This is a genomic window from Mesorhizobium sp. WSM4308, assembly GCF_002294905.1.
GTDB lineage: Bacteria > Pseudomonadota > Alphaproteobacteria > Rhizobiales > Rhizobiaceae > Mesorhizobium.
Genome location: NZ_NSFW01000003.1, coordinates 256556 through 276567, shown reverse-complemented (window position 1 = coordinate 276567; position 20012 = coordinate 256556). Strand labels below are relative to the sequence as shown.

Annotated in this window: 28 protein-coding genes; 12 read left to right on the top strand and 16 right to left on the bottom strand. The window is 63.8% G+C overall.

What is annotated here, in order from left to right:
- Positions 1-36 precede the first annotated feature (36 nt).
- Positions 37-792, bottom strand: coding sequence for an SDR family oxidoreductase (locus tag CK227_RS07155; protein WP_095772114.1), 756 nt, complete (start codon positions 790-792; stop codon positions 37-39).
- A gap of 51 nt (positions 793-843) precedes the next feature.
- Positions 844-1743, bottom strand: coding sequence for a polyprenyl synthetase family protein (locus tag CK227_RS07150; protein WP_245318097.1), 900 nt, complete (start codon positions 1741-1743; stop codon positions 844-846).
- Between the two features lie 96 nt (positions 1744-1839).
- Between CK227_RS07150 and CK227_RS07145 the strand changes: the two genes are divergently transcribed.
- The 3 genes from CK227_RS07145 to CK227_RS07135 all read left to right on the top strand — a co-directional run bounded on the left by CK227_RS07145 (position 1840) and on the right by CK227_RS07135 (position 3604).
- Entirely contained in the window at positions 1840-2601 is a 762-nt protein-coding gene (locus CK227_RS07145) for a transglycosylase domain-containing protein (RefSeq protein ID WP_095772116.1), read from the top strand.
- Between the two features lie 140 nt (positions 2602-2741).
- Entirely contained in the window at positions 2742-2924 is a 183-nt protein-coding gene (gene rpmF / locus CK227_RS07140) for a 50S ribosomal protein L32 (RefSeq protein WP_008834724.1), read from the top strand.
- A 278-nt stretch (positions 2925-3202) separates the two neighbouring features.
- Positions 3203-3604, top strand: a complete 402-nt coding sequence (locus tag CK227_RS07135; RefSeq protein WP_095772117.1) for a hypothetical protein — start codon at positions 3203-3205, stop codon at positions 3602-3604.
- A 4-nt stretch (positions 3605-3608) separates the two neighbouring features.
- On the opposite strand, the gene CK227_RS07130 is transcribed toward CK227_RS07135, so the two are convergent.
- The 3 genes from CK227_RS07130 to CK227_RS07120 form a co-directional block, all read right to left on the bottom strand.
- Entirely contained in the window at positions 3609-4040 is a 432-nt protein-coding gene (locus tag CK227_RS07130; protein WP_095772118.1) for a heme-binding protein, read from the bottom strand.
- A 191-nt stretch (positions 4041-4231) separates the two neighbouring features.
- On the bottom strand, positions 4232-4465 hold the full coding sequence (locus CK227_RS07125) for a hypothetical protein (RefSeq protein WP_056576497.1): 234 nt from the start codon (positions 4463-4465) through the stop codon (positions 4232-4234).
- Between the two features lie 76 nt (positions 4466-4541).
- Positions 4542-5063 carry a helix-turn-helix domain-containing protein gene (locus CK227_RS07120; protein ID WP_095772119.1) on the bottom strand — a complete coding sequence of 174 codons (522 nt, stop codon included), beginning with the start codon at positions 5061-5063 and terminating at the stop codon, positions 4542-4544.
- A 91-nt stretch (positions 5064-5154) separates the two neighbouring features.
- On the opposite strand from CK227_RS07120, the gene CK227_RS07115 reads away from it, so the two are divergent.
- From CK227_RS07115 to CK227_RS07100, 4 genes are all read left to right on the top strand, one after another.
- Positions 5155-5991, top strand: a complete 837-nt coding sequence (locus CK227_RS07115) for an alpha/beta hydrolase (RefSeq protein WP_095772120.1) — start codon at positions 5155-5157, stop codon at positions 5989-5991.
- Positions 5992-6097: 106 nt separating this feature from the next.
- A complete protein-coding gene (locus CK227_RS07110; RefSeq protein ID WP_095772121.1) occupies positions 6098-6754 on the top strand; it encodes a glutathione S-transferase family protein in 657 nt (218 codons plus the stop codon).
- A gap of 5 nt (positions 6755-6759) precedes the next feature.
- A complete protein-coding gene (locus CK227_RS07105) occupies positions 6760-7095 on the top strand; it encodes a metalloregulator ArsR/SmtB family transcription factor (protein WP_095772122.1) in 336 nt (111 codons plus the stop codon).
- 11 nt (positions 7096-7106) lie between these two features.
- Positions 7107-7571 (top strand): SRPBCC family protein, encoded by a 465-nt coding sequence (locus CK227_RS07100; RefSeq protein WP_095772123.1) that lies wholly within the window; start codon positions 7107-7109, stop codon positions 7569-7571.
- A 30-nt stretch (positions 7572-7601) separates the two neighbouring features.
- Here the strand turns inward: CK227_RS07100 and CK227_RS07095 are convergent, their stop codons facing one another.
- The 3 genes from CK227_RS07095 to CK227_RS07085 all read right to left on the bottom strand — a co-directional run bounded on the left by CK227_RS07095 (position 7602) and on the right by CK227_RS07085 (position 9426).
- Positions 7602-7865: a metalloregulator ArsR/SmtB family transcription factor gene (locus tag CK227_RS07095; RefSeq protein ID WP_027053942.1), complete on the bottom strand. Its 264-nt coding sequence runs from the start codon at positions 7863-7865 to the stop codon at positions 7602-7604.
- A gap of 31 nt (positions 7866-7896) precedes the next feature.
- A complete protein-coding gene (locus CK227_RS07090) occupies positions 7897-9144 on the bottom strand; it encodes an MFS transporter (protein WP_095772124.1) in 1248 nt (415 codons plus the stop codon).
- 87 nt (positions 9145-9231) lie between these two features.
- Positions 9232-9426, bottom strand: a complete 195-nt coding sequence (locus CK227_RS07085; RefSeq protein WP_027047479.1) for a DUF1192 domain-containing protein — start codon at positions 9424-9426, stop codon at positions 9232-9234.
- Between the two features lie 121 nt (positions 9427-9547).
- Here CK227_RS07085 and CK227_RS07080 point away from each other — a divergent pair, with 121 nt between their 5' ends.
- From CK227_RS07080 to CK227_RS07070, 3 genes are all read left to right on the top strand, one after another.
- Positions 9548-10558 carry an NAD(P)H-quinone oxidoreductase gene (locus tag CK227_RS07080; RefSeq protein WP_095772125.1) on the top strand — a complete coding sequence of 337 codons (1011 nt, stop codon included), beginning with the start codon at positions 9548-9550 and terminating at the stop codon, positions 10556-10558.
- A 391-nt stretch (positions 10559-10949) separates the two neighbouring features.
- Positions 10950-11090, top strand: coding sequence for a DUF1127 domain-containing protein (locus CK227_RS07075; RefSeq protein WP_064987068.1), 141 nt, complete (start codon positions 10950-10952; stop codon positions 11088-11090).
- A gap of 345 nt (positions 11091-11435) precedes the next feature.
- Positions 11436-12128: a DUF1013 domain-containing protein gene (locus CK227_RS07070; protein ID WP_095772126.1), complete on the top strand. Its 693-nt coding sequence runs from the start codon at positions 11436-11438 to the stop codon at positions 12126-12128.
- A gap of 62 nt (positions 12129-12190) precedes the next feature.
- Here the strand turns inward: CK227_RS07070 and CK227_RS07065 are convergent, their stop codons facing one another.
- From CK227_RS07065 to CK227_RS07050, 4 genes are all read right to left on the bottom strand, one after another.
- Positions 12191-12910 carry a YafY family protein gene (locus tag CK227_RS07065; protein ID WP_095201249.1) on the bottom strand — a complete coding sequence of 240 codons (720 nt, stop codon included), beginning with the start codon at positions 12908-12910 and terminating at the stop codon, positions 12191-12193.
- Between the two features lie 65 nt (positions 12911-12975).
- A complete protein-coding gene (locus CK227_RS07060; protein ID WP_095772127.1) occupies positions 12976-13383 on the bottom strand; it encodes a hypothetical protein in 408 nt (135 codons plus the stop codon).
- Positions 13384-13449: 66 nt separating this feature from the next.
- A complete protein-coding gene (locus tag CK227_RS07055) occupies positions 13450-14040 on the bottom strand; it encodes a type 1 glutamine amidotransferase family protein (protein ID WP_095772128.1) in 591 nt (196 codons plus the stop codon).
- Between the two features lie 84 nt (positions 14041-14124).
- Positions 14125-14292, bottom strand: coding sequence for a hypothetical protein (locus tag CK227_RS07050; RefSeq protein ID WP_095772129.1), 168 nt, complete (start codon positions 14290-14292; stop codon positions 14125-14127).
- Between the two features lie 289 nt (positions 14293-14581).
- On the opposite strand from CK227_RS07050, the gene CK227_RS07045 reads away from it, so the two are divergent.
- Positions 14582-15535 (top strand): ring-cleaving dioxygenase, encoded by a 954-nt coding sequence (locus CK227_RS07045; protein ID WP_095772130.1) that lies wholly within the window; start codon positions 14582-14584, stop codon positions 15533-15535.
- Positions 15536-15636: 101 nt separating this feature from the next.
- On the top strand, positions 15637-15798 hold the full coding sequence (locus CK227_RS07040) for a hypothetical protein (RefSeq protein WP_080512074.1): 162 nt from the start codon (positions 15637-15639) through the stop codon (positions 15796-15798).
- Positions 15799-15826: 28 nt separating this feature from the next.
- Here CK227_RS07040 and CK227_RS07035 read toward each other — a convergent pair whose 3' ends face one another.
- The 4 genes from CK227_RS07035 to CK227_RS07020 form a co-directional block, all read right to left on the bottom strand.
- The gene (locus CK227_RS07035; protein WP_095772131.1) at positions 15827-16540 is read right to left on the bottom strand and encodes an SGNH/GDSL hydrolase family protein; all 714 of its coding nucleotides are present in this window, start codon (positions 16538-16540) and stop codon (positions 15827-15829) included.
- A gap of 83 nt (positions 16541-16623) precedes the next feature.
- The gene (locus CK227_RS07030) at positions 16624-17361 is read right to left on the bottom strand and encodes a thioredoxin family protein (protein ID WP_095772132.1); all 738 of its coding nucleotides are present in this window, start codon (positions 17359-17361) and stop codon (positions 16624-16626) included.
- A 165-nt stretch (positions 17362-17526) separates the two neighbouring features.
- On the bottom strand, positions 17527-18552 hold the full coding sequence (locus tag CK227_RS07025) for a class I fructose-bisphosphate aldolase (RefSeq protein WP_095772344.1): 1026 nt from the start codon (positions 18550-18552) through the stop codon (positions 17527-17529).
- Between the two features lie 254 nt (positions 18553-18806).
- Positions 18807-20003: a phosphoglycerate kinase gene (locus tag CK227_RS07020; protein ID WP_095772345.1), complete on the bottom strand. Its 1197-nt coding sequence runs from the start codon at positions 20001-20003 to the stop codon at positions 18807-18809.
- Between the last annotated feature and the right edge of the window lie 9 nt (positions 20004-20012).

Genomic DNA, 20012 nt, shown 5'->3' with positions numbered 1-20012 from the left:
CGACCAGCGCGATTGTTCGTCCGCGCGGCGGGAAGATCAGAGCGATGCGGTGATGCCGCCGTCGACATAGAGGATATGGCCGTTGACGAAGGACGAGGCGTCGGAGGCCAGGAACACGCAGGCTCCGACCAGTTCCTCCACCTTGCCCCAGCGGCCGGCCGGGGTGCGCTTTTCGAGCCAGCCGGTGAAAGCCGGATCGGCGACGAGGGCTGCATTGAGCGGCGTGTCGAAATAGCCGGGGGCGATGGCGTTGCATTGCAGGCCATGTTTGGCCCAGTCGGTTGCCATGCCCTTGGTGAGGTTGCCGACCGCACCCTTCGTCGCCGTGTAGGGGGCGATGCCGGGGCGGGCAAGGGCGGTCTGCACGGAAGCGATGTTGATGATCTTGCCACGGCCGCGGCTGATCATGTGGCGCGCAGCCGCCTGGCCGACATGGAAGACGCTGGCGACATTGGTCTGCAGCAGGCGCTCGAACGCATCGGCGGGAAAATCCTCGAGCGGCGTGCGGAACTGCATGCCGGCATTGTTGACCAATATGTCGATGGGCACGCCGGACAGCTCGAAATTGTCGATCGCGGCGCGAACCGCGTCATGGTCGGTCGCGTCGAAGACAAGCGTTTGCGCCCCGGGGATCTGTGCCGCCGCGGCGCCGAGCTTGGCCGCGTCACGGCCGTTGAGGATCACGCTCGCGCCGGCTTGCGCCAGGCCCTTGGCCAGAGCGAGCCCGATGCCTTGCGACGAGCCGGTTACGAGTGCCTGGCGCCCGCTGAGATCGAACAGATTGGCCGACATCGAAGTTGATCTCCCGTTTGTCTCTGAACCCGCACCGACATCGGGGGGCACTCAGCTGTTGCGCGTCGCGATGAAGGTCGCAGCCTCCTTCAGCAGCGCCGCCTTGTCACCAAAGGGATCGAGCAGCGCGTGGGCCTGCCCGACAAGGCCGTGCAGCTGGCTGCGCGCCCAATTCGCACCGTGCAGCGCCACCAGCGTTCCCTTGCCGGCGGCGGCGTCCTTGCCGGTCGCCTTGCCCATCTGGCTAGCGTCGGCGGTCAGGTCGAGCAGGTCGTCGGCGAGCTGGAAGGCAAGGCCGATGGCCGAGCCGAACTCAGCCAGTCTTTCGCGGTCCTCGGCCGCAACGCCGGCGATGATGGCGCCGGCCTCGCAGGCGAAGCGGATCAGCGCGCCGGTCTTCATTGCCTGCAGCGTTATGATGCCCGCCTCGTCGGGCGGCGTTTGCTCGGCTTCGAGGTCGAGCTTCTGGCCACCGACCATGCCGCCGGCTCCGGCCGCACGGGCAAGCGCCAGCACCAGGGCCGCTCGCCGCTCCGCCGGCAGTACGGTCGCCTCGCCGGCGATGATGTCGAAGGCCAGGGTCAGCAATGCGTCGCCGGCCAGGATCGCGGTTGCCTCGTCGAAGGCCCTGTGCACTGTCGGCTGGCCACGGCGCAGATCATCGTCATCCATCGCCGGCAAATCGTCATGGATCAGCGAATAGCAATGCACGCATTCGAGTGCCGCCGCGACGCGCAGTGCTGCTTCGCCGTCGGCGGAGAAAAGGGCGGCACTTTCCATGACCAGGAAGGGGCGCAGGCGCTTGCCGCCGTTCAGCACGCCATGGCGCATCGCCGCCATCAGCTGATCGGGCCGCGCGATCTCACCCGAAAGCGGGCGATCGTCGAGCAAGCGCCGCAGCAGCACCTCGACGGCCGCTGCCCGCCTGATGAGCGCCATTTCGAACGCCATTTCGTCGTCATTCGTCATGGTCGGGACCGGTAGCCGACACTCAGACGTTGCGCAAGAAGGCAAGCGCCATTATGCCGGAGCGAGGAGAAGCACGGGTTGGGCGGCTTGGCGGAACCGATCGTCGATCATGAAACCGAAAAGCTGGACATGGCGACGAGATCGCGCGGCGTGAACCGTCGCGGTCTCAGGCGCCGGGTCCGGCGCGGCCTTGTCGTGGCCGCCGTACTGGCGTTGATCCCGACCGTGCTGACCTTCCTTTACCTGCCGTCCTTCGTGCACCCGGTGTCGACGCTGATGCTGAAGGATCTGGCGACCTTCTCCGGCTATGACCGGCGCTGGGTGTCGATCGACGATGTCGCGCCGGTGCTGGCTCACTCCGTCATCATGTCGGAGGACGGGCAGTTCTGCTTCCACCGTGGCGTCGATCTCGGCGAACTCAGAGGGGTAGTCGACGATGCGCTGGCCGGCGAGGCGACGCGCGGTGCCTCGACCATCACCATGCAGACGGTGAAGAACCTTTTTCTCTGGTCCCGTCCGCTGGGCTCGGTGCGCAAGGTCGTCGAACTGCCGCTGGCCGTCTATTTCGACGCGGTGATGTCGAAACGCCGTATCATGGAGATCTATCTCAACATCGCCGAATGGGGGCCGGGCATCTACGGCATCGAGGCGGCGGCGCAGCACCATTTCGGCATTCCGGCAAAACAGCTGTCGCGCCGGCAGGCCGCACTTCTCGCCGTCGCCTTGCCCAACCCCATCGCCCGCAATCCGGCCAAACCCGGGCCGGGCTTGAGAAGGTTGGCCAATCTGATCGAACGGCGTGCCGGTCGCTCAGGCGCCTATGTCGGCTGTCTGGAGTAACCGACTCAAAAAAATTCATGGCAGTGCTGGCCAAAACGGTGTCAGGCGTGTATAGGCACCCGACTTTCTCAGATTTAGGCCCCGACATGGCCCTTTCACGAGGGCGGGCGGGGCTTTTGACCATGTAATGGAGCATATCCATGGCCGTTCCGAAACGCAAAACCTCTCCGTCCAAGCGCGGCATGCGCCGCTCGGCCGACGCCCTCAAGGCCCCGACCTATGTCGAGGACAAGAATTCCGGCGAAATGCGCCGCCCGCATCACATCGACCTGAAGACCGGCATGTATCGCGGTCGCCAGGTGCTGACCCCCAAGGAAAGCTGAGACCAGCTTTTTTGAAGGGTTGAGTTGCAAAGGACCGGCCTCAGGCCGGTCTTTTTGCGTTTGGCGAACCTGACGGCCGAGGCCCAGACTGCCATCCCACTGGCGGGTAGCGCGCGCCGGCTCCTTCAAGCGCTGAGCCTCTTTCCTACGCTCGCTCCGTGTCGGCTGACATGGTTGTTGCATTCGGTCTTCGACCGTGTTTGCGGCTTGGCACGAAAAATCTTGACGGCGTGGCTGTGGCGCATTCTACAGAAGGTGCCCCCATATGGAGACGCCAGATGTTCGGTGCCGTCCCGCTTTTGATCGTGCCTTTCATTTTCTACAATCTTGGCCTGCTCGGAATCTTCGGCGGCGGCGATGACCCGTGGGCGAGCGAGATCTTCTCGTTCCGCATGATGTCGGGCGGGGTGTTCTCGATGACGCTCGGCGACCTGATGATACTGATCGGCCTGATCTTCCTGTTCCTCGAAATGGTGAAGTCGGCGCGCACGACCAGCGCCTCGATCATGGACCATCTCCTGTCGACGCTGGTCTTCGTCGCCTTCCTGGTCGAGTTCCTGCTGGTCAAGGGCGCGGCGCATTCCATCTTCTTCACGCTGATGATCATCGCGCTGTTCGATGTGCTGGCCGGGTTCGCCGTGTCGATGCGGTCGGCGAGCCGGGACATCAACCTCAACTAAGTACTCAGCCCGGATCCGCGGTGAAGCCGGCGGTCTCGATGCCGGCGATGGCCGCGGCCTCGTCATTGTCCGACGTGTCGCCAGAAATGCCGACGGCGCCGATGATGGTGCCGGCCTTGTCGCGGATCAGCACCCCGCCGACGACCGGCAGCACACGTCCACCCGACACGTCGGAGATGCCGGCGACCAGATGCGGGCGCTCCTTGGCGAAGGCCTCGACCTTGCGCGAGCCCATGCCAATGGCCAACGCGCCATAGGCCTTGCCCGCCGACATTTGCGGGCGCAGGAACGAGGCGCCGTCCTGGCGCTCGAAGGCGACCAGATGGCCGCCGGCGTCAAGAACCGAGACGCCGAGCGGCTTGAACTTGAGTTCGGCGCCCTTGGCGAAGGCGGCATCGATGATTTGCCGGGCTTTTTCGAGCGGCAGTGCGGTCATGGCAATCTCCTGTTGGGAAAGGGACAATCATCGATGGCCAGCCGGCCGAAGCAATCCCGGTTTCGGTTGAAATTGCTTCTTGTGAAGCGGCGGGATGGGGGGCCGCTGTCGCCAGGACCGCGTCGGCGAGCGGCTGAATCGACAGGCGAACGGTGCCGCTGGTCAGGCCGGGTTGCCGAAGGGCCGTGCGGCTATTTCTTCTTGGCGCGGGCAGGTTTCTTGGCGGGCACCGCCGGCGCGTTGGCGAGGTCTTCGGCTTCCTTGGCCAGCCGCAGAGCCCGTAGCTTGTCGGTCTTGGCCTTGCGGGCGTCGCTCTCGGCGGCATATTCCGCCATCGCCTTCTGGCGGACGGTGGCCGCCTCTTCCTGCTTCTTGAAACGCAGATCGGCGCGCGCGCGGGCGGCATCCCGAGAGTTCTCAACCAAGACCTTATCCAATCCCGTGAATTGTGGTTTCCGCTTGTTCTAGCAGAGCCGGCCTCCAAACGGGGAAAATAGTTGATTAGGCGACCGGGCTGGCGCCGAGAGCCTTGCCGGCGACCACGGCTTGATAGGCGGCCTGCAGGGTCGCGCGGACAGAAGGACCGGATGCCGTGTCGAGCGGCATGCCCAGATGCTCATGGCGCAACTCGTCCATGAATTTCTCCCACATCGGCGGTCCGCCCTTTTCCAGCAACTCGGCGCGGATCGAGAGTTCCTCGCTTGTCGGCAGCCAGACGCGGCCCCAGGCGCCGAGATGGGCCAGGATCGGCACCAGCGTGATGGCCATCTCAGTCAGGCTGTAGATCGCCTTCTGCTTGTGACTGGGATCGTCGGCCTTGGTCAGCATGCCCAACTCCATCAGCCGCTTCAGCCGGTCGGCAAGGATGTTGGAGGCAATGCCTTCAATCGATCCGTTGAGCAGTTCGCGGAAATGCCGCCTGCCGCCAAAAATCATGTCGCGAAGGATGATCAGGCTCCAACGGTCGCCGAACACTTCCAGCGAAAGGTTGATCGGGCAGCCGGATCGGCGATCGAGGCTCATTCGATTCTCTCCACAAAACCAGTTGCATTATCGTATCAGTTTTATTATGATGCAACCGATTGCAAAATGCAATCAGATAGGAAACTGAGTGATGACGACGATCAATCGTCCCGAGATCAAATCCGAAGCCTTCGGCGATCCTGAAAATCCCGCGCTGCTTTTGATCATGGGCGCGATGGCCTCGATGCTGTGGTGGCCGGAGGCGTTTTGCCGGGAGTTGGCGGATGCCGGCCTGTATGTGATCCGCTACGACAATCGCGATACCGGCCGTTCGACCAAATATCCGCCGGGCAAGCCGCCTTACACATTCGACGACATGGCGGACGATGCCATTGGCGTGCTCGACAGCCATGGCATCGGCAAGGCCCATGTCGCCGGCATGTCGATGGGCGGCATGATCGCGCAAATCGTGGCGCTCAAGCATCCCTCCCGCGTCGCGTCGCTGACGGTGATCAGCAGTTCGCCGGTGGGGATGGACACGTCGCATCTGCCGCAGACAACCGGCGCCTATATCGAGCATTCGGCCGCGGGCGCCGATGTCGACTGGTGGGACCGCGGCCAGGCGATCGATTTCGTGGTCAAGGATGCGCGGGCGATCGCCAGCACCACACATCCGTTCGACGAGGTCCAGATGAGAGCTTTCATCGAAAAGGATTACGATCGATCCGGTGGGTTCTTGAGCGCGACCAATCATTTTTCACTCAAGGGTGGCGATGCCTGGAAGGGGCGGCTGCCGCAGATGGCGGCGCCACTGCTGGTCATCCATGGCACATCAGATCCGATCTTTCTGGTCGAACATGGCGAGGCGCTGGCCAAAACGGTCGCCGGCGCGAAACTCCTTCGCATCGCGGGCGGAGGCCATGAGCTGCATCCGCAAGATTGGCCGGCGATATCAGCCGGGATCGTCGCGCATATCCGATCCAATTGAGCCTTCGCGAGTGGTCTTGACGGGCAAGGCACGGCGCAATAGTTAAGTAAATGCTTCAGTGTCGATTTCCCGTTGACCGACGATTCCTGAAACGGAAGAGCAAAGAATGTCCCTGACGCTGCATTTCCATCCGCTGGCCTCTTTCTGCTGGAAGCCGCTGATCGCGCTCTACGAGAACGCCACCGCCTTCAACCCGGTCATCGTCGATCTCGGCGACGAGCAATCGCGCGCGGCGTTCCTGAAGATATCGCCGAGCGGCAAGATGCCGGCGCTGCGCGACGATGCGCGCGGCCGCACGGTGCTGGAATCGACCATCGTCGTGGAATATCTGGCCGCGCACTATCCGGGCCTCGTCGAACTCGTTCCCGCCGACATCGACCTGGCGCTGGCGGTCCGCCAGGCCGATCGCTTCTATGATTTCTATGTGCAGGAGCCGATGCAGAAGATCGTCGGCGACCGTTTGCGGCCGCAGGACAAAACCGATCCGCTCGGCGTCGAGCAGGCGCGCGGCCAGCTGCGCAATTCCTACGCCATCGTCGAACAGGAGATGCAGTCGACGACCTGGGCGGTGGGCGACGCCTTCAGCCTGGCCGATTGCGCGGCGTCTCCGGCACTCTTCTACGCCAACAAGGTCGAGCCGTTCGGCGACAAATATCCCGCCGTGAAGCGCTATCACGACCGCCTGCTGCAGCGCCCTGCCTTTGCCAGGGTGATCGAGGAGGCGCAGCCCTACTTCAAGTTCTTCCCCTACAATAATGGCTGACAGCGATGCTGCACGATCCCGCCCAGCTCGACCTGATGTTCCAGGCGCTTGCCGATCCGGCGCGGCGGCAGATGGTCGACCGGCTGTCGCGCGGTCCGGCCTCGGTCAGCCAGCTGGCCGAGCCGCTGGCAATGTCGCTGTCGGCTGTCGTCCAGCATCTCAATGTGCTGGAGGCAAGTGGTCTGGTGCGCTCGGAAAAACTGGGGCGCGTGCGTACCTGCCAGATCGAGCCGAAGGCGTTGAGAGCAGCCGAACACTGGATCAACGAGCGGCGCCTCTCCTGGGAGCGCCGGCTGGATCGGCTCGGCGATTTTCTGGCGCAAACCGACGACGAAAACTGAAGGAGACCAACATGACCGAACGATCCGTCGTCCATTCCACCTTCATCATCGAGCGTCTCTATCCGGCGACGCCGTCGAAAGTCTTCTTCGCGCTCAGCAACGCGGACGCCAAGCGGCGCTGGTTCACCGATCCCGACAATCCGATGCCCGGCCGTTTTGAAATGGACTTTCGCGTCGGCGGCAAGGAGCTCAATGCAGGTGGACCGAAAGATGGCCCGATCCACCTCTACACAGCCACCTATCAGGACATCGTGCCGGACCAGCGCATCGTCTACAGCTATGACATGCTGTTTGGCGGAACCCGCATCTCCGTGTCGCTGGCCACGATCGAACTGTTTGCCGAGGGCAAGGGCACGCGGCTGGTGCTGACCGAGCAGGGCGCTTTCCTCGATGGCCATGACACATCGTCGACGCGCGAGCACGGGACGGGGGTGTTGCTCGATTTGCTCGGCGCTTTTCTGAACGAGAAGACCTGAAAGGGCTGATCGGTCGCCGGCCAGAAACGGTCAGGCTTCCCAGAATTGATCGAGCCAGATGTTGAGTCTCAGGAAGCCGGAATTGCTTACCGTGTACACACGCCGCGTGCCTTCAGCCTTGGCGTTGACCAATCCGGCGTCGAGCAACACTTTCAGATGCTGTGATACGGCCGGGCGTGAGACTGGAAGCCCGGCCGCCAACTCGTTGACGGTCTTCGGACCGCGTCGAAGTTCTTCCAGAAGGTGGCGCCGATTGGGGTCGGCGATCGCCATGAAGGCGTCGGAAAACATCATGCCTCATTTGTGAGGCAAAGTTTTTCGAATCTCAACTGTCTGCTTCTGCTTTTCTTCTTGGGTCAAGCCGCAATGCTTCCGGCGTCACCGAGCGGTCGGCCGGCTGCGTCTTGAAGGCGTCGCGATCGCCGATCGGCACCGGAGCGCGGCGGCTGATGCGCAGCAGCGTGTAGCCTGCCAATGACAGATGCGCGAAGGCGGTGGCCAGGAACAGGCCCTCCGGGCGCATCCAGCCCATCAGCGCTGCCGCCAGCAAGGGCCCGATCATGGTGCCGAAGCCGTAAAGCAGCAGCAGTCCGCCCGACACCTTGACGAAGTCCTCGGCACGGGCGTGGTCGTTGGCATGCGCCACGGCTATCGAATACAGCGTATAGGCAAAAGCGCCGTAAGCGGCGGTGAAGACGATGACGAAAATGCCGGAGCGCGGTTGGAACAGGAAGATCAGGAGCGCGAACAGGGCCGCGCCGAAAGCGGCGCCGGCCAGCACGAAACGCCGGTCGGTCTTGTCGGAGAGACGCCCGGCCGGTAGCTGCATGGCAGCGCCCGCGACGACGACGAGGCTCATCATCAAGGCGATCTCCGCGGTGGGAATGCCGATGCGCGCGCCATAGACCGCACCCAGCGTGCCCCAGGCGCCATTGGCGATGCCGATCAAAACGCAGGCGATCGCCGACACCGGCGAGTTGGCGTAGAGCCCCTTGACGTCGAGTTTGACGTCCTGCAGCGGCTTGGGGTGCGACGCCGTCGAAACCGCGGTCGGGATCAGCGACAGGCAGAACAGGATGCCGGTGATCATGAACAGCGACGCCGATTTCACGTCGCCGCCGGCGACAATCATCTGGCCGCCCATGATCGAGGCGTAGGTGACCATCATATAGAGGCCGAAGACGGTGCCGCGGTTCTCGTTGGTGGCCTTCTCGTTCAGCCAGCTTTCGATGACCATGAAGGCGCCGGCCATGGTGAAACCGGTAAAGGCGCGCAGCAGGATCCAGACATATTCATCGATGATCAGGCCGGTGAGCAGGGCCACGATGGCGCCGGACGCGGCGAAGGCGCCGAAGGCGCGCACATGCCCGGCGCGGCGCACGATGCGTGGGGCAAAGAAGCAGCCGGTGACGAAGCCACCGGCCCAGGCCGTGCCCATCAGGCCAAGCGATGCGGTGGAGAACCCTTCCACCTGGCCGCGCAGGGGAAGCAGCAGCCCATGCAGACCGGATGCCGCCAGCAGGAAGGCAGTGCCGCGAAGCAGGGAGAGGATCGGTCTGTAGGATGCGAGCATTTATTGATCCGGCTGGACTCTGGAGGGACAAGGTCTGAAGACAGTCGCATTCGGGCTTTTCGGCGGCGGGCTGTTGCGCCCGTCTGCCTATCCGCGGCGGAACAGTGCCTCGGCGGCCGATTTGGTGTTGTCCTTGGCCTTGAGCTCAGCCTCCAGCCTTGCGATTTCGTCGCGCAGGATGCCGATGCGCTCCGACAGTTCACCGACGGAAAGCAGCGACAGATCCTGCCCGATCTCGTGCGGCCGTGCCTTCTTCTTGGGTTCGTCGTCGAAGATCGCCATCGTTGCTCCTCCTCCGCCACACCAGATTGGCCATTTGCCTGATTTGGCAATCAGCATACATAGGGCAAGGGCGTCGATGCAAACAGCCGGTAAGAATGCGGCGAGGAAGACGGGAAACTCCATGGCGAGCGGACAGAAAATTCCGGCGAGGATGACGGCAATCGCGATCTCGGAACCGGGTGGCCCACGGGTGCTGAAACCGGAAACGCGCGATGTCCCCTTGCCCGGCCCAGGCGAGATCCTGATCAAGGTGCATGCTGCCGGCGTCAACCGGCCCGACGTGCAGCAGCGCAAGGGCGCCTATCCGCCGCCGCCCGGCGCATCGGACCTGCCCGGCCTCGAAGTGTCGGGCGAAGTGGCTGCCCTTGGCGACGAGATATCGCGCTGGCGCATCGGCGACCGGGTGTGCGCGCTGACCCCCGGCGGCGGCTATGCCGAATATGTCAAGGTTCATGCCGGCAGCGTGCTGCCGCTGCCCGCCGGCTTCACCCACACGGAAGCAGCGGCCGTGCCGGAAAACTATTTCACTGTTTGGCACAATGTGTTCGAACGCGGTGGCCTGAAGAAAGGCGAGACGCTGCTGGTGCATGGCGGCTCGTCCGGCATCGGCACGACGGCGATCCAGCTGGCTTCGGCCTTCGGCGCCTATGTCATCACCACCGCCGGATCCAGGGAGAAATGCGACGCCTGCCTGAAGCTCGGCGCCGACCGGGCAATCAATTACCGCGAGGAGGATTTCGTCACGGCGGTCAAGGAGGCGACGGATGGCAAGGGGGTCAATGTCATCCTCGACATGGTAGGCGGCGACTATGTCCAGCGAAACTACGAAGCGGCGGCGGTCGAGGGCCGCATCGTCCAGATCGCCGTGCAGGCTGGTGCCGTCGCCAGCGCGGATTTTTCCAAGATCATGGTCAAGCGGCTGACCCATACGGGGTCGACGCTCAGGCCGCGCACCGTCGAGTTCAAGGCGGCGATCGCGGCGGCTCTGGAGGCACAGGTGTGGCCACTGCTCGGCACGCGCAAGGTCGCACCCGTCATGGACATGATCTATCCGCTGACCGATGCCTGGCGCGCGCATGAGCGGATGGAGGAGGGCGAGCATATCGGCAAGATCGTGCTCGACGTCGGCTAGGACGGCGATATTCAGGCAAGGCCGGCCTGCAAATGATGGCTTCCTGCGCTTCCGGCCTCCGCCGGCCGAAGCACGCATGTGGGCGGTTGTGGCAGCCAAGGCTATGGCCGGCGTAGGCCGGTGCTCGCCTACGAAAAGTACGCTCCGCTCTGGTTCTCGGTATCAACCCAGTTTGGTCGCTTCGCGCCCGTCTTCGACTCCGACTCGGCCTGACCGGAATCTCGACACGGCCTGGGACAGCGCCTTTCGTCCCTGCCTACAAGATGAACAGAGGCTTAATGGTGCAATGCAGCATTTGCATCATTGCTATGCAAAATCGGCCGTTCAAGTCCTCATCGATGATCACTATCTGTGCAGCATCGAAACAAACACCCCATTCAGGAGGACTACCATGAACCCGATCCGCGCTTTCCGTAACTGGCGCATGTACAACGAGACCGTGCGCGAACTGAACCGTCTCAACGCACGTCAGCTCAGCGATCTCGGCATCAACCGCGCCGACATCGAGCGGATCGCCCGCCAGGCGATCTGATTGCAAGCATGATCCGGCCGCAGGGCCGGCTCATGTTGAGAAGTAGAGCCGTCGCAGACGTTCCCCGTTTCCGGTTCCGAACCCGCTGGACCTTGTCCAGCGGGTTTTGTCTTTTTGGGGCCAGTGCAATTGGCGATTCCAGGAGCGGCGCGGCACTTGTGCGGCCTGCTCAAAAGTGCCTGTCCCTTACGCGCTTACCGGCTCTCGAACCCATCGGGGCGGCCGCGCTTCCAAAAACATTGCGAAACGGCAAGGGAACGGTTATACAGGCCGCGAATTTCCCATTTTGGTGGCTCTAAACCACCGCCCGCGCGGGAACGCGGGCGAACGAGAAGGATTTTTCTAATGGCCAATACGCTGTTGATGCCCAAGGCGACCGCCGTCTGGCTGGTCGACAACACCGCGCTCTCCTTCGAGCAGATCGCCCAGTTCTGCGGGCTGCATCCGCTCGAGGTCAAGGCAATCGCCGACGGCGAATCGGCGCAAGGCATCAAGGGCATGGACCCGATCATGACCGGCCAGCTGACCCGAGACGAGATCGCGCGCGCCGAGAAGGACCCGAACCAGCGCCTGAAGCTTTCCGACCCCAAGGTGCGGGTGCCGGAATCCAAGCGCAAGGGCCCGCGCTACACGCCGCTGTCGAAGCGCCAGGACCGGCCGAACGCCATCCTGTGGCTGGTGCGCAACCATCCCGAACTCAAGGACGCGCAGATTTCGCGTCTCGTCGGCACCACCAAGTCGACGATCGAGCAGATCCGCGAACGCAAGCACTGGAATTCGGCCAATCTGCAGCCGATGGATCCGGTGACGCTGGGTCTCGCCTCGCAGATCGACCTCGACATGGAAGTCAACCGCGCCTCGCGCGGCCGCGAACAGGCGCAGCCGGTCGGCGACACGCTGCTGCCGGCGGCCCTGACCGAGCGGCTGGTGCCGGCCCCCGAAAAGCCGAGGGACGAGGATGCCGAACTCGACGCCAACGCCGTGTTCGCCAAGCTCTCGGCGCTGAAGTCGAAGAACGAAGACGCTGACGACGAGTAAGGTCTGCGACAGTTCATGAAAAAAGCCCGCTTCGAGCGGGCTTTTTTGTTCCATATGCAATCTCAGCTTCGCGCCACGCGGTCGGGCGCCATGCCGTAATCCTCGCTGCGCTCCACGGCCCGGTAGAAGTCGGCAAGCTGCTTGCCGCGCTCCGGCTTGAAGATGCGGCCGGCGATCACCACCGAGGCGATGCGGTCGATGCGGAAGGCGCGGAAGTCGTCGCGCATCTCGCACCAGGCGACCAGCGTCCACACCTTGCCCCAGAACCACAGGCCGAGCGGCCTGATGTCGCGCGCGGTGCCGCGCCCGGCCTCGTCGCAATAGTCGATGGTCAGCACCTGGCGCTTTTCGACCGCACGCTCGATCAGGTCGATCGCCTCGCGGGCGGCGTCGCTGACCACCCACATCGGCGTGTGGATCTCGGTGCGGGCGATGCGGTCCTTCTCGGCATCGGGCAGCACCGCGCCGATCTTGACCAATGCCTCGTCGGCGGCGCGTGCCATTGCGGCGCCGCCAAAGGCGCGCACCATGCGCGCGCCGGCAACCAGCGCCACGATCTCGTCACGCGTGAACATCAGCGGCGGAAGGTCGAAGCCCTCCCTCATCATGTAGCCGACGCCGGCCTCGCCGTCGATCGGCACCCCGGTCGACTGCAGGTCGGCAATGTCGCGATAGATCGTTCGCTCGGAAACCTCGAGCCACGTGCCGAGCTTCTGGGCGGTGACCAGACGGCCACCCCGCAGATGCTGCACGATCTGAAAGAGCCTGTCGGCGCGGCGCATCGTTTGCTTCCCCAGTGTTGTTGCTAGGGCGGCTCCTGGACCGGAGCCGCTCCTGACGACATTCATTACGGTTTCAGTCCTTCGCGCTTGCGCTGCGCGGCGATGAATTCCGCGCCAAAGGACAGTTTCTTCGTTGTCGGCGTCCTCGCATCGAGCACGCGCCAGAAGGGCGCGATGTCGCTCGTAGTCATGCCGCGATCGAGGTCTTCCCTGGCGGCTTCGGCGACCGTGCGCAGATGATAGCCAATGGTCACCGGACATGTCACTTCGGCGCCGTGTTCGATGGCGAGCGCCGTGCGCAGCGCACGGACATCCATCTCGACGCCTTCGGGAATCGACCGGATGAAAGCGTCGACCTGGCCCGCGGTCGGCACCAGCATCGGCTGGCCCTCGACCACGTCACCCACCGTGCGCGGCGTTGGTTTCACGCCGTTGGTGCCAGGCGTGTTCAGCCTGTCGTTCCAGCTTTTCATCGGTCGTTCTCTCGGCCGGCCATGCGCATTATCTCATCGTTGCACATCCCTCCTGACAGCATACTGTCAGGAGGCTTCAGCATATTCCCTGGCAAACAGCGTCCGCATCCGCGCGAGATCGGCGCCTCGCTCGGGATAGAGCGTCTTCAGAAAGGCAAGGGCAAAGGTGCCGGGCGCCGAACCCGGCGCGGAGACGATTTTGCCGTCAGCGACCGCGTGCGGCACGTCCTGATAGTTGTTGTCGCCGGCATAACCGGCTTCGTGTCCGTTGATCCAGTCGCGGCCATTGCTGGTATGTTTGGCTTGTTCGAACATGCCGGCACGGGCCAGCGCCAGCGTGCCAGCGCAGATGCCGCCGACGACGCCGCCGCGCGTTGCAACGGCATTGAGCAATTGAGCGACATCCGGAGGTGTTTTGCCCGCCCACTGGTCGGAACCGATGACGGCGACTGCGTCAAGATCGGCATTCTCGTCGATGCCGGCCGAGCGGTCGGGCGTCAGCCGAAAGCCGCTTATCCCGGTCACCGGCTTGCCTCCAGGGGTCAATGACACGGCACGAGCACCGAACCACTCAACCGCCGAGGCGGCCAGCAATCCATATTCCCAGTCGGCAAAACCTTCGATGAAGACGAAGCCGATTGTCTTCTGATCAGGCATAAGCTCGCTCCGTCCCCCAGCGCGCCGCAGCTATATCTGGGCATTGGCGCGCCCATGTCCAATATCGATGTCGAAAAATTCGCCTCAATTGCCTTGAGAGCGACGTTCCACATACACATCGGGCCAGCCGATATCCTTGCGGATGTCCGCGGGCAGCGCGTTCATGAAACGCTGCGTGCGAATTTCGTTGCGCATGGTGCGAACCTTGCCGACATAGTGCTGCATGCCGCGCAGGATGGTGAAACCGTTCATGGCTATTCTCCTCTCTCTAACTGGATGCAGTATCGCACACCCCTCCTGACAGCAGTCTGTCAGGAGGATGGCAGGGCGCGCGGCGATCGTTCCGGCTGGCGGAAATTGTCCCCGGCCGTGATCTTCGACCCAGCCTTGCGGATGAGGGGTTGTTCACCGCCGGGGTGCCTATGGAGCCGACACTGTTCAATTCACGGCGACGAACTGTCAGGATAGGCGGCCTTCAGCGAGGTGACCGCAGTTCTGATATGAAGGGAGAAAATTCTTCCCCAAAACCAGGGAGACGACCATGAGCCTGCAACTGACAGGAATCCACCATCTGACGGCCATCACCGCCAACGCACCGGGCAATCTTCATTTCTATACGAAGGTGCTGGGCTTGCGGCTGGTCAAGAAGACGGTGAACCAGGACGACACGTCAGCCTATCACCTTTTCTATGCCGACGGCGAAGCGACGCCGGGCACCGACCTCACCTTCTTCGACTGGCCGGTTGGCCGCGAGCGGCGCGGCACCCACAGCATCGCGCGGACCAGCCTCAGGGTCGGCAGCCCGGAGAGCCTGGCCTGGTGGAAACAGCACCTGGCCGGCGAAAACATCGCGACAGGAGAGATTGCCGACATCGGCGGCTACCCGTCGTTCGATTTCGAGGATCCCGAAGGCCAGCGTCTGCGGCTCGTCAGCGATGGCGGCAAGGGCGGCAGCCATCCCTGGGCGCAAAGCCCGGTGTCGGCCGAGCATCAGATCCGCGGGCTCGGGCCGATCGTCATCAGCGTCCCCGACATCACCAACACCGAGGCGGTGCTGACCAGGGTGATGAACATGCGCAAGGGCCGCGACTATGCTTCGCCGGACGGCGAAGGCCAGGTCCATGTCTTCGAAATGGGCGCTGGCGGGCCGGCGGCGGAGCTTCATGTCGCCGTGCAGCCCGGGCTGGCTCCCGCAAGGCAAGGCGCCGGTGCGGTTCACCATGTTGCCTTCAGGGCGCCGGACCAGGAGACGCTGCATCAATGGACCGCCCGCCTGGCCGAATTCCGCCTGCCGTCGAGCGGCGAGGTCGAGCGCTATTACTTCCGCTCACTCTATTTCCGTGAGCCCAACGGCATCCTATTCGAGATCGCCACGGACGGGCCGGGCTTCACCGCCGACGAGCCGCTGGAGACGCTGGGCGAAAGCCTGGCCCTGCCGCCGTTCCTCGAACCGAAGCGCGCCTCGATCGAAGCCGGCCTCAAGCCGCTGAAGTAGGTCGTCCTCCCAAAACGGCGGGCGCCGCGGTCCGGTTGGGTAACGCGGCGCCCGTTCCTTCTCGGCTTTGACAGCGGGCCGCGTTGCTGGTCAAAGGCGGCATGACGAAACTCCTCGCCCTTGTCATCGTCGGCTTCATGGTCATCCAGCTGATCAAACCGATCGGCTGGCCAGGGCTCAAGCGCCGCGGCGATTTCTGGAAGCTGGCGCTGCTGGCCATGGCCGCGATCTCGCTGGCGGCCGTGCTCGGGCATTTGACATAGGTCTGCGGGCCGCATCGGCCGTCGGTGTTCAGCTGGCGAGCACTAGACCGACGAGATGCGCGGCCCAGGCGCGGTAGCCCGCCTCCGAGGCGTGGAAGCCGTCCGAGGCGAAACCCTGTTCGGGATTGGTGATCGGCAAGCGCGGGGCCGGCACCGCGCCGCGTTCAAGGCAGAGCCGTTCACCCATCCGGTTCATTGCGGTGGCGCGGATCTCGAGGATCTTGCCGAGCAGCGGCGGCATGGCCGGCGCCCGCGTGAACTCCAGCACCGGCGACCACACCACGCGTGCCTCCGGCCATTTGGCGCGCAGGCCGTAGAGCAAGCCGCCGAACTCCTTCTTGAAGCGCGGCACCGAATGAAAATTCTTGGTGTCGTTGGTGCCGATGGCAAGCACGATATGCGTCCACGGATCGGCCGACAGGTTGGGCAGGACATGGTCGCGGATCTGGCCCGATGTCGCCGAATTGAAGCCGGCGGCGCGCCAGCGCACGGCGCGGCCGGTGCGCTGCGAGATCAGCACGGCGAGCTGCGCGGCAAGCCCGTTCTCGGAATTGCCGATGCCGACCGAGGCGGCCGAGGAGTCGCCCAGCACCAGAAGCGAGATACCGGGCGCCTTGCCGGCGAGTTCGTGCATGACCGGTCCCTGTGCCGGCAGCATGCGCGTTGTGCGGCGGCGCACGCCGAGCCCCTGCCAGACATAGACGGGGAAGGCGAGCCAGGTGAGAGAGGCCGGGAAGCGCATGGCGGAACCGTGGAATGATCTGCGGCAGGCTTAGCGCATGTTTGGGCCGAGGTGAACGGATCCTTGCATCGCCGGCCGGTACCCTAAGGGCATTCATCGCCCCGCAGCGACCTGTTCCCATATTCATCGTGCAGTCGCACCCAGTCCATGAAGGTCCCGTAAGGACCGGTCTCGTCACGACCTTTCGGTGCAATGTCGAGATACTGATAGGCGCCGATGAACTGCTCGCTGCCGCGGGCGCGCGACATGAAGGTCAGGAAAATGTCGCCGGTTTCGCCCTTGTAGAAGACAGTGGTGCCGGGCAGGTCCTTCGACGTCAGCACCGGTGTTTCGAAATTGTAGACCGCTTCGCCGGACGCGATCTGCTTGTCGGTGAACGACACTTGCATATCGAAGTTGAAGTCCGACGCATAGGAAGAGACCCAGTCGAACGTCCAGCCCATGCGCTGCTTGTAGGGCTGCAGCTCGGCCAGCGGCGCCCGCGATATGGAGACAAGCGACACGTCATGGTGCCTGAGATGTCGGTTGGCGCCGTCCATATGGTCGGCGACGAAGGCACAGCTTTCGCAGTGATGGGTGGAGCCTGGCGCGAACACGAAGTGATAGACGATCAACTGGCTGCGGTTGGCGAAAAGATCGGCCAGTTTCATCGGCCCTTGCTCCGTCTCGAAGACGTAGTCCTTCCTTACTTTCAGCCAGGGCAGTTCCCGCCGCTCGGCCGCGACACGCTCGCGCAACCGCGTCAGTTCCTTCTCACGCGCCAGATGCGCCTTGTGCGCCTGGAACCAGTCTTCGCGTGAAACGACCTTGTTGCGATGCATGAACCTCTCCCTGTCTCTCATCCCAAGGACGTTCGGGACGAGCGCAAACCGACACCGCCGGCAACGCCCAGAGGAAATAGGGATGAGGAGGTCTTCCCCCAAATCGCGGATAGGAAAAACCCGGGCGCGTTGGCCCGGGTCTGAACGGGGATGGAAAAGCTGGGCTCAGGCGGCCTGTTCGAGGCCAGGCTTCCATTTTCCGAGCGCAGCCAGATAGTTCATATGAGCGCGATGGGTGAAGGCGGCCTGGCCGGCGGCGACGTTCGACGCCTTGCCGCTCCATGCCTTCTGCGGGGCAGCCTGCAGCGCGCGGCCATAGGAGAAGGTCAGCTTCCACGGATGCGGACCGATGGCATTGATGGCGTTGAGGTTGGCGGTTGCCTCCTCGTCCTCCTGGCCGCCGGAGAGAAAGGCGATGCCCGGGACCGCCGCCGGCACCGTCTCGCGGAACAGTTTTATGGTCATCTCGGCGACCTTTTCGGGACTGTCCACCGTGCCCGACTTCTTGCCCGACAGGACCATGTTGGGCTTGAGGATCGTGCCTTCGAGCACGACGCGCGCCGCATGGAGTTCATCATAGAGCTTGATCAGCGTCGCCTTCGAGACCTCGTAGCAGGTGCCGATGTCGTGGGCGCCGTCCATCAGCACTTCCGGCTCGACGATCGGCACGATGCCGGCTTCCTGGCAAAGGGCGGCATAGCGGGCGAGCGCATGGGTGTTCGCGCTGACCGAAGTGGCCGAAGGCACGCCCTTGCCGGTATCGATGTCGATCACCGCGCGCCATTTGGCAAAGCGGGCGCCGAGCTTGTAGTAGTCGGCGAGGCGCTCACGCAGGCCGTCGAGGCCCTCGGTGACGGTGTCGCCGGGAAAGCCGGCGAGCGGCTTGGCGCCGGCATCGACCTTGATGCCGGGGATGGCGCCTGACGCCTTGATGATGTCGACCAGGGGCGTGCCATCGGCGGCCTTCTGGCGGATGGTCTCGTCATAGAGGATGACGCCGGAGATGTACTTGGTCATCGCGTCCTTGGCGCGAAACATCATCTCGCGATAGTCGCGGCGGCTGTCGGCGGTCGATTCGACGCCGATGACATCGAAACGCTTCTTGATGGTGCCGGAACTTTCGTCGGCGGCCAGCAGGCCCTTGCCGTTGGCCACGATCGCGGCGGCTATGTCTTCGAGACGTTCGCTCATCATGCTTCTCCTGAGAGGGGTTCGTTCCGCGCTTAACGGAAGTCTACCGCCAAAGGAATGGCATCGGAAAGCTCGAATCGATTGAAAGTCCCGGGCGTCTCTTTGTGTCGATCGCCTTGCTTGTTCCAGCCGCATGTCTGCGCCGCCAGGCGTTTCCGCCTGGCTGCAAAATGCGCTTGAGTCTCGACGCAATTCCCAAGGGAAAGCGCTACGCGCTTTTCCCGGGAAAACCGTCTCACGCTTGCTGGAATTGCTTAGCGCTTCAGCACGTCGACGCCTGGCAGCGGCTTGCCTTCCATCCATTCCAGGAAGGCGCCGCCGGCGGTCGAGACATAGGTGAAGTCATCGGCGACGCCGGCATGGTTGAGCGCCGCCACCGTATCGCCACCACCGGCGACCGAGACCAGCTTGCCGGCCTTGGTGCGCGCGGCCGCGTGTTTTGCCGCCGCCACCGTGGCGTGATCGAACGGCGCGATCTCGAAAGCGCCAAGCGGGCCGTTCCAGACCAGGGTCGCGGCGCGGTCGATCCATTCGCCGATCGTCTTCACGGTCTTTTCGCCGACATCCAGAATCATGCCGTCGGCCGGCACGTCGGCGATGGCAACAGTCTCGCAAGCGGCGCCGGCCTTGAATTCCTTGGCGACGACGCCGTCGACCGGCAGGATGATGGCGCAGCCGGCCTCGGCCGCCTCGATCATGATCTGCTTGGCGGTGGCGGCAAGGTCATGCTCGCACAGCGACTTGCCGACATCGGTGCCGCGCGCGGCAAGGAAGGTGTTGGCCATGCCGCCGCCGATCACCAGCGCGTCGACCTTCTTCACCAGGTTCATCAACAGGTCGATCTTGGTCGAGACCTTGGCGCCGCCGACGATGGCGACGACCGGGCGGATCGGATTGCCCAGCCCCTTCTCCAGCGCTTCGAGCTCGGCCTGCATGGTGCGGCCGGCAAAGGAAGGCAGCAGATGCGCCAGCCCTTCAGTGGAAGAGTGGGCGCGGTGCGCCGCGGAAAAGGCGTCGTTGACGAAAATGTCGCCATTGGCGGCGAGCCGCTCGCTGAAGGCCGGGTCGTTCTTCTCCTCGGCCTTGTAGAAACGGGTGTTTTCGAAGAGCAGCACGTCGCCCTTGTTCATGGCCGCGACGGCACTTCCCGCTATGTCGCCGACGCAATCCGAGGCAAAGCCGACGGGACGGCCGAGCACCTCGGCGGTTGCCCTGGCGATCGGCTCCAGCGAGAATTCCGGCGACGGTCCATCCTTGGGCCGGCCGAAATGGGCGAGCAGGATGACCTTGGCGCCCTTGCCCGACAGTTCGGCGATGGTCGGCGCGATGCGTTCGATGCGGGTGGCGTCGGTGACCTTGCCGTCGGCGACGGGAACGTTGAGGTCGACGCGCACCAGCACGCGCTTGCCGCTGATGTTGCCGATATCGTCCAGTGTCTTGAAGGCGGCCATGCGGATTCC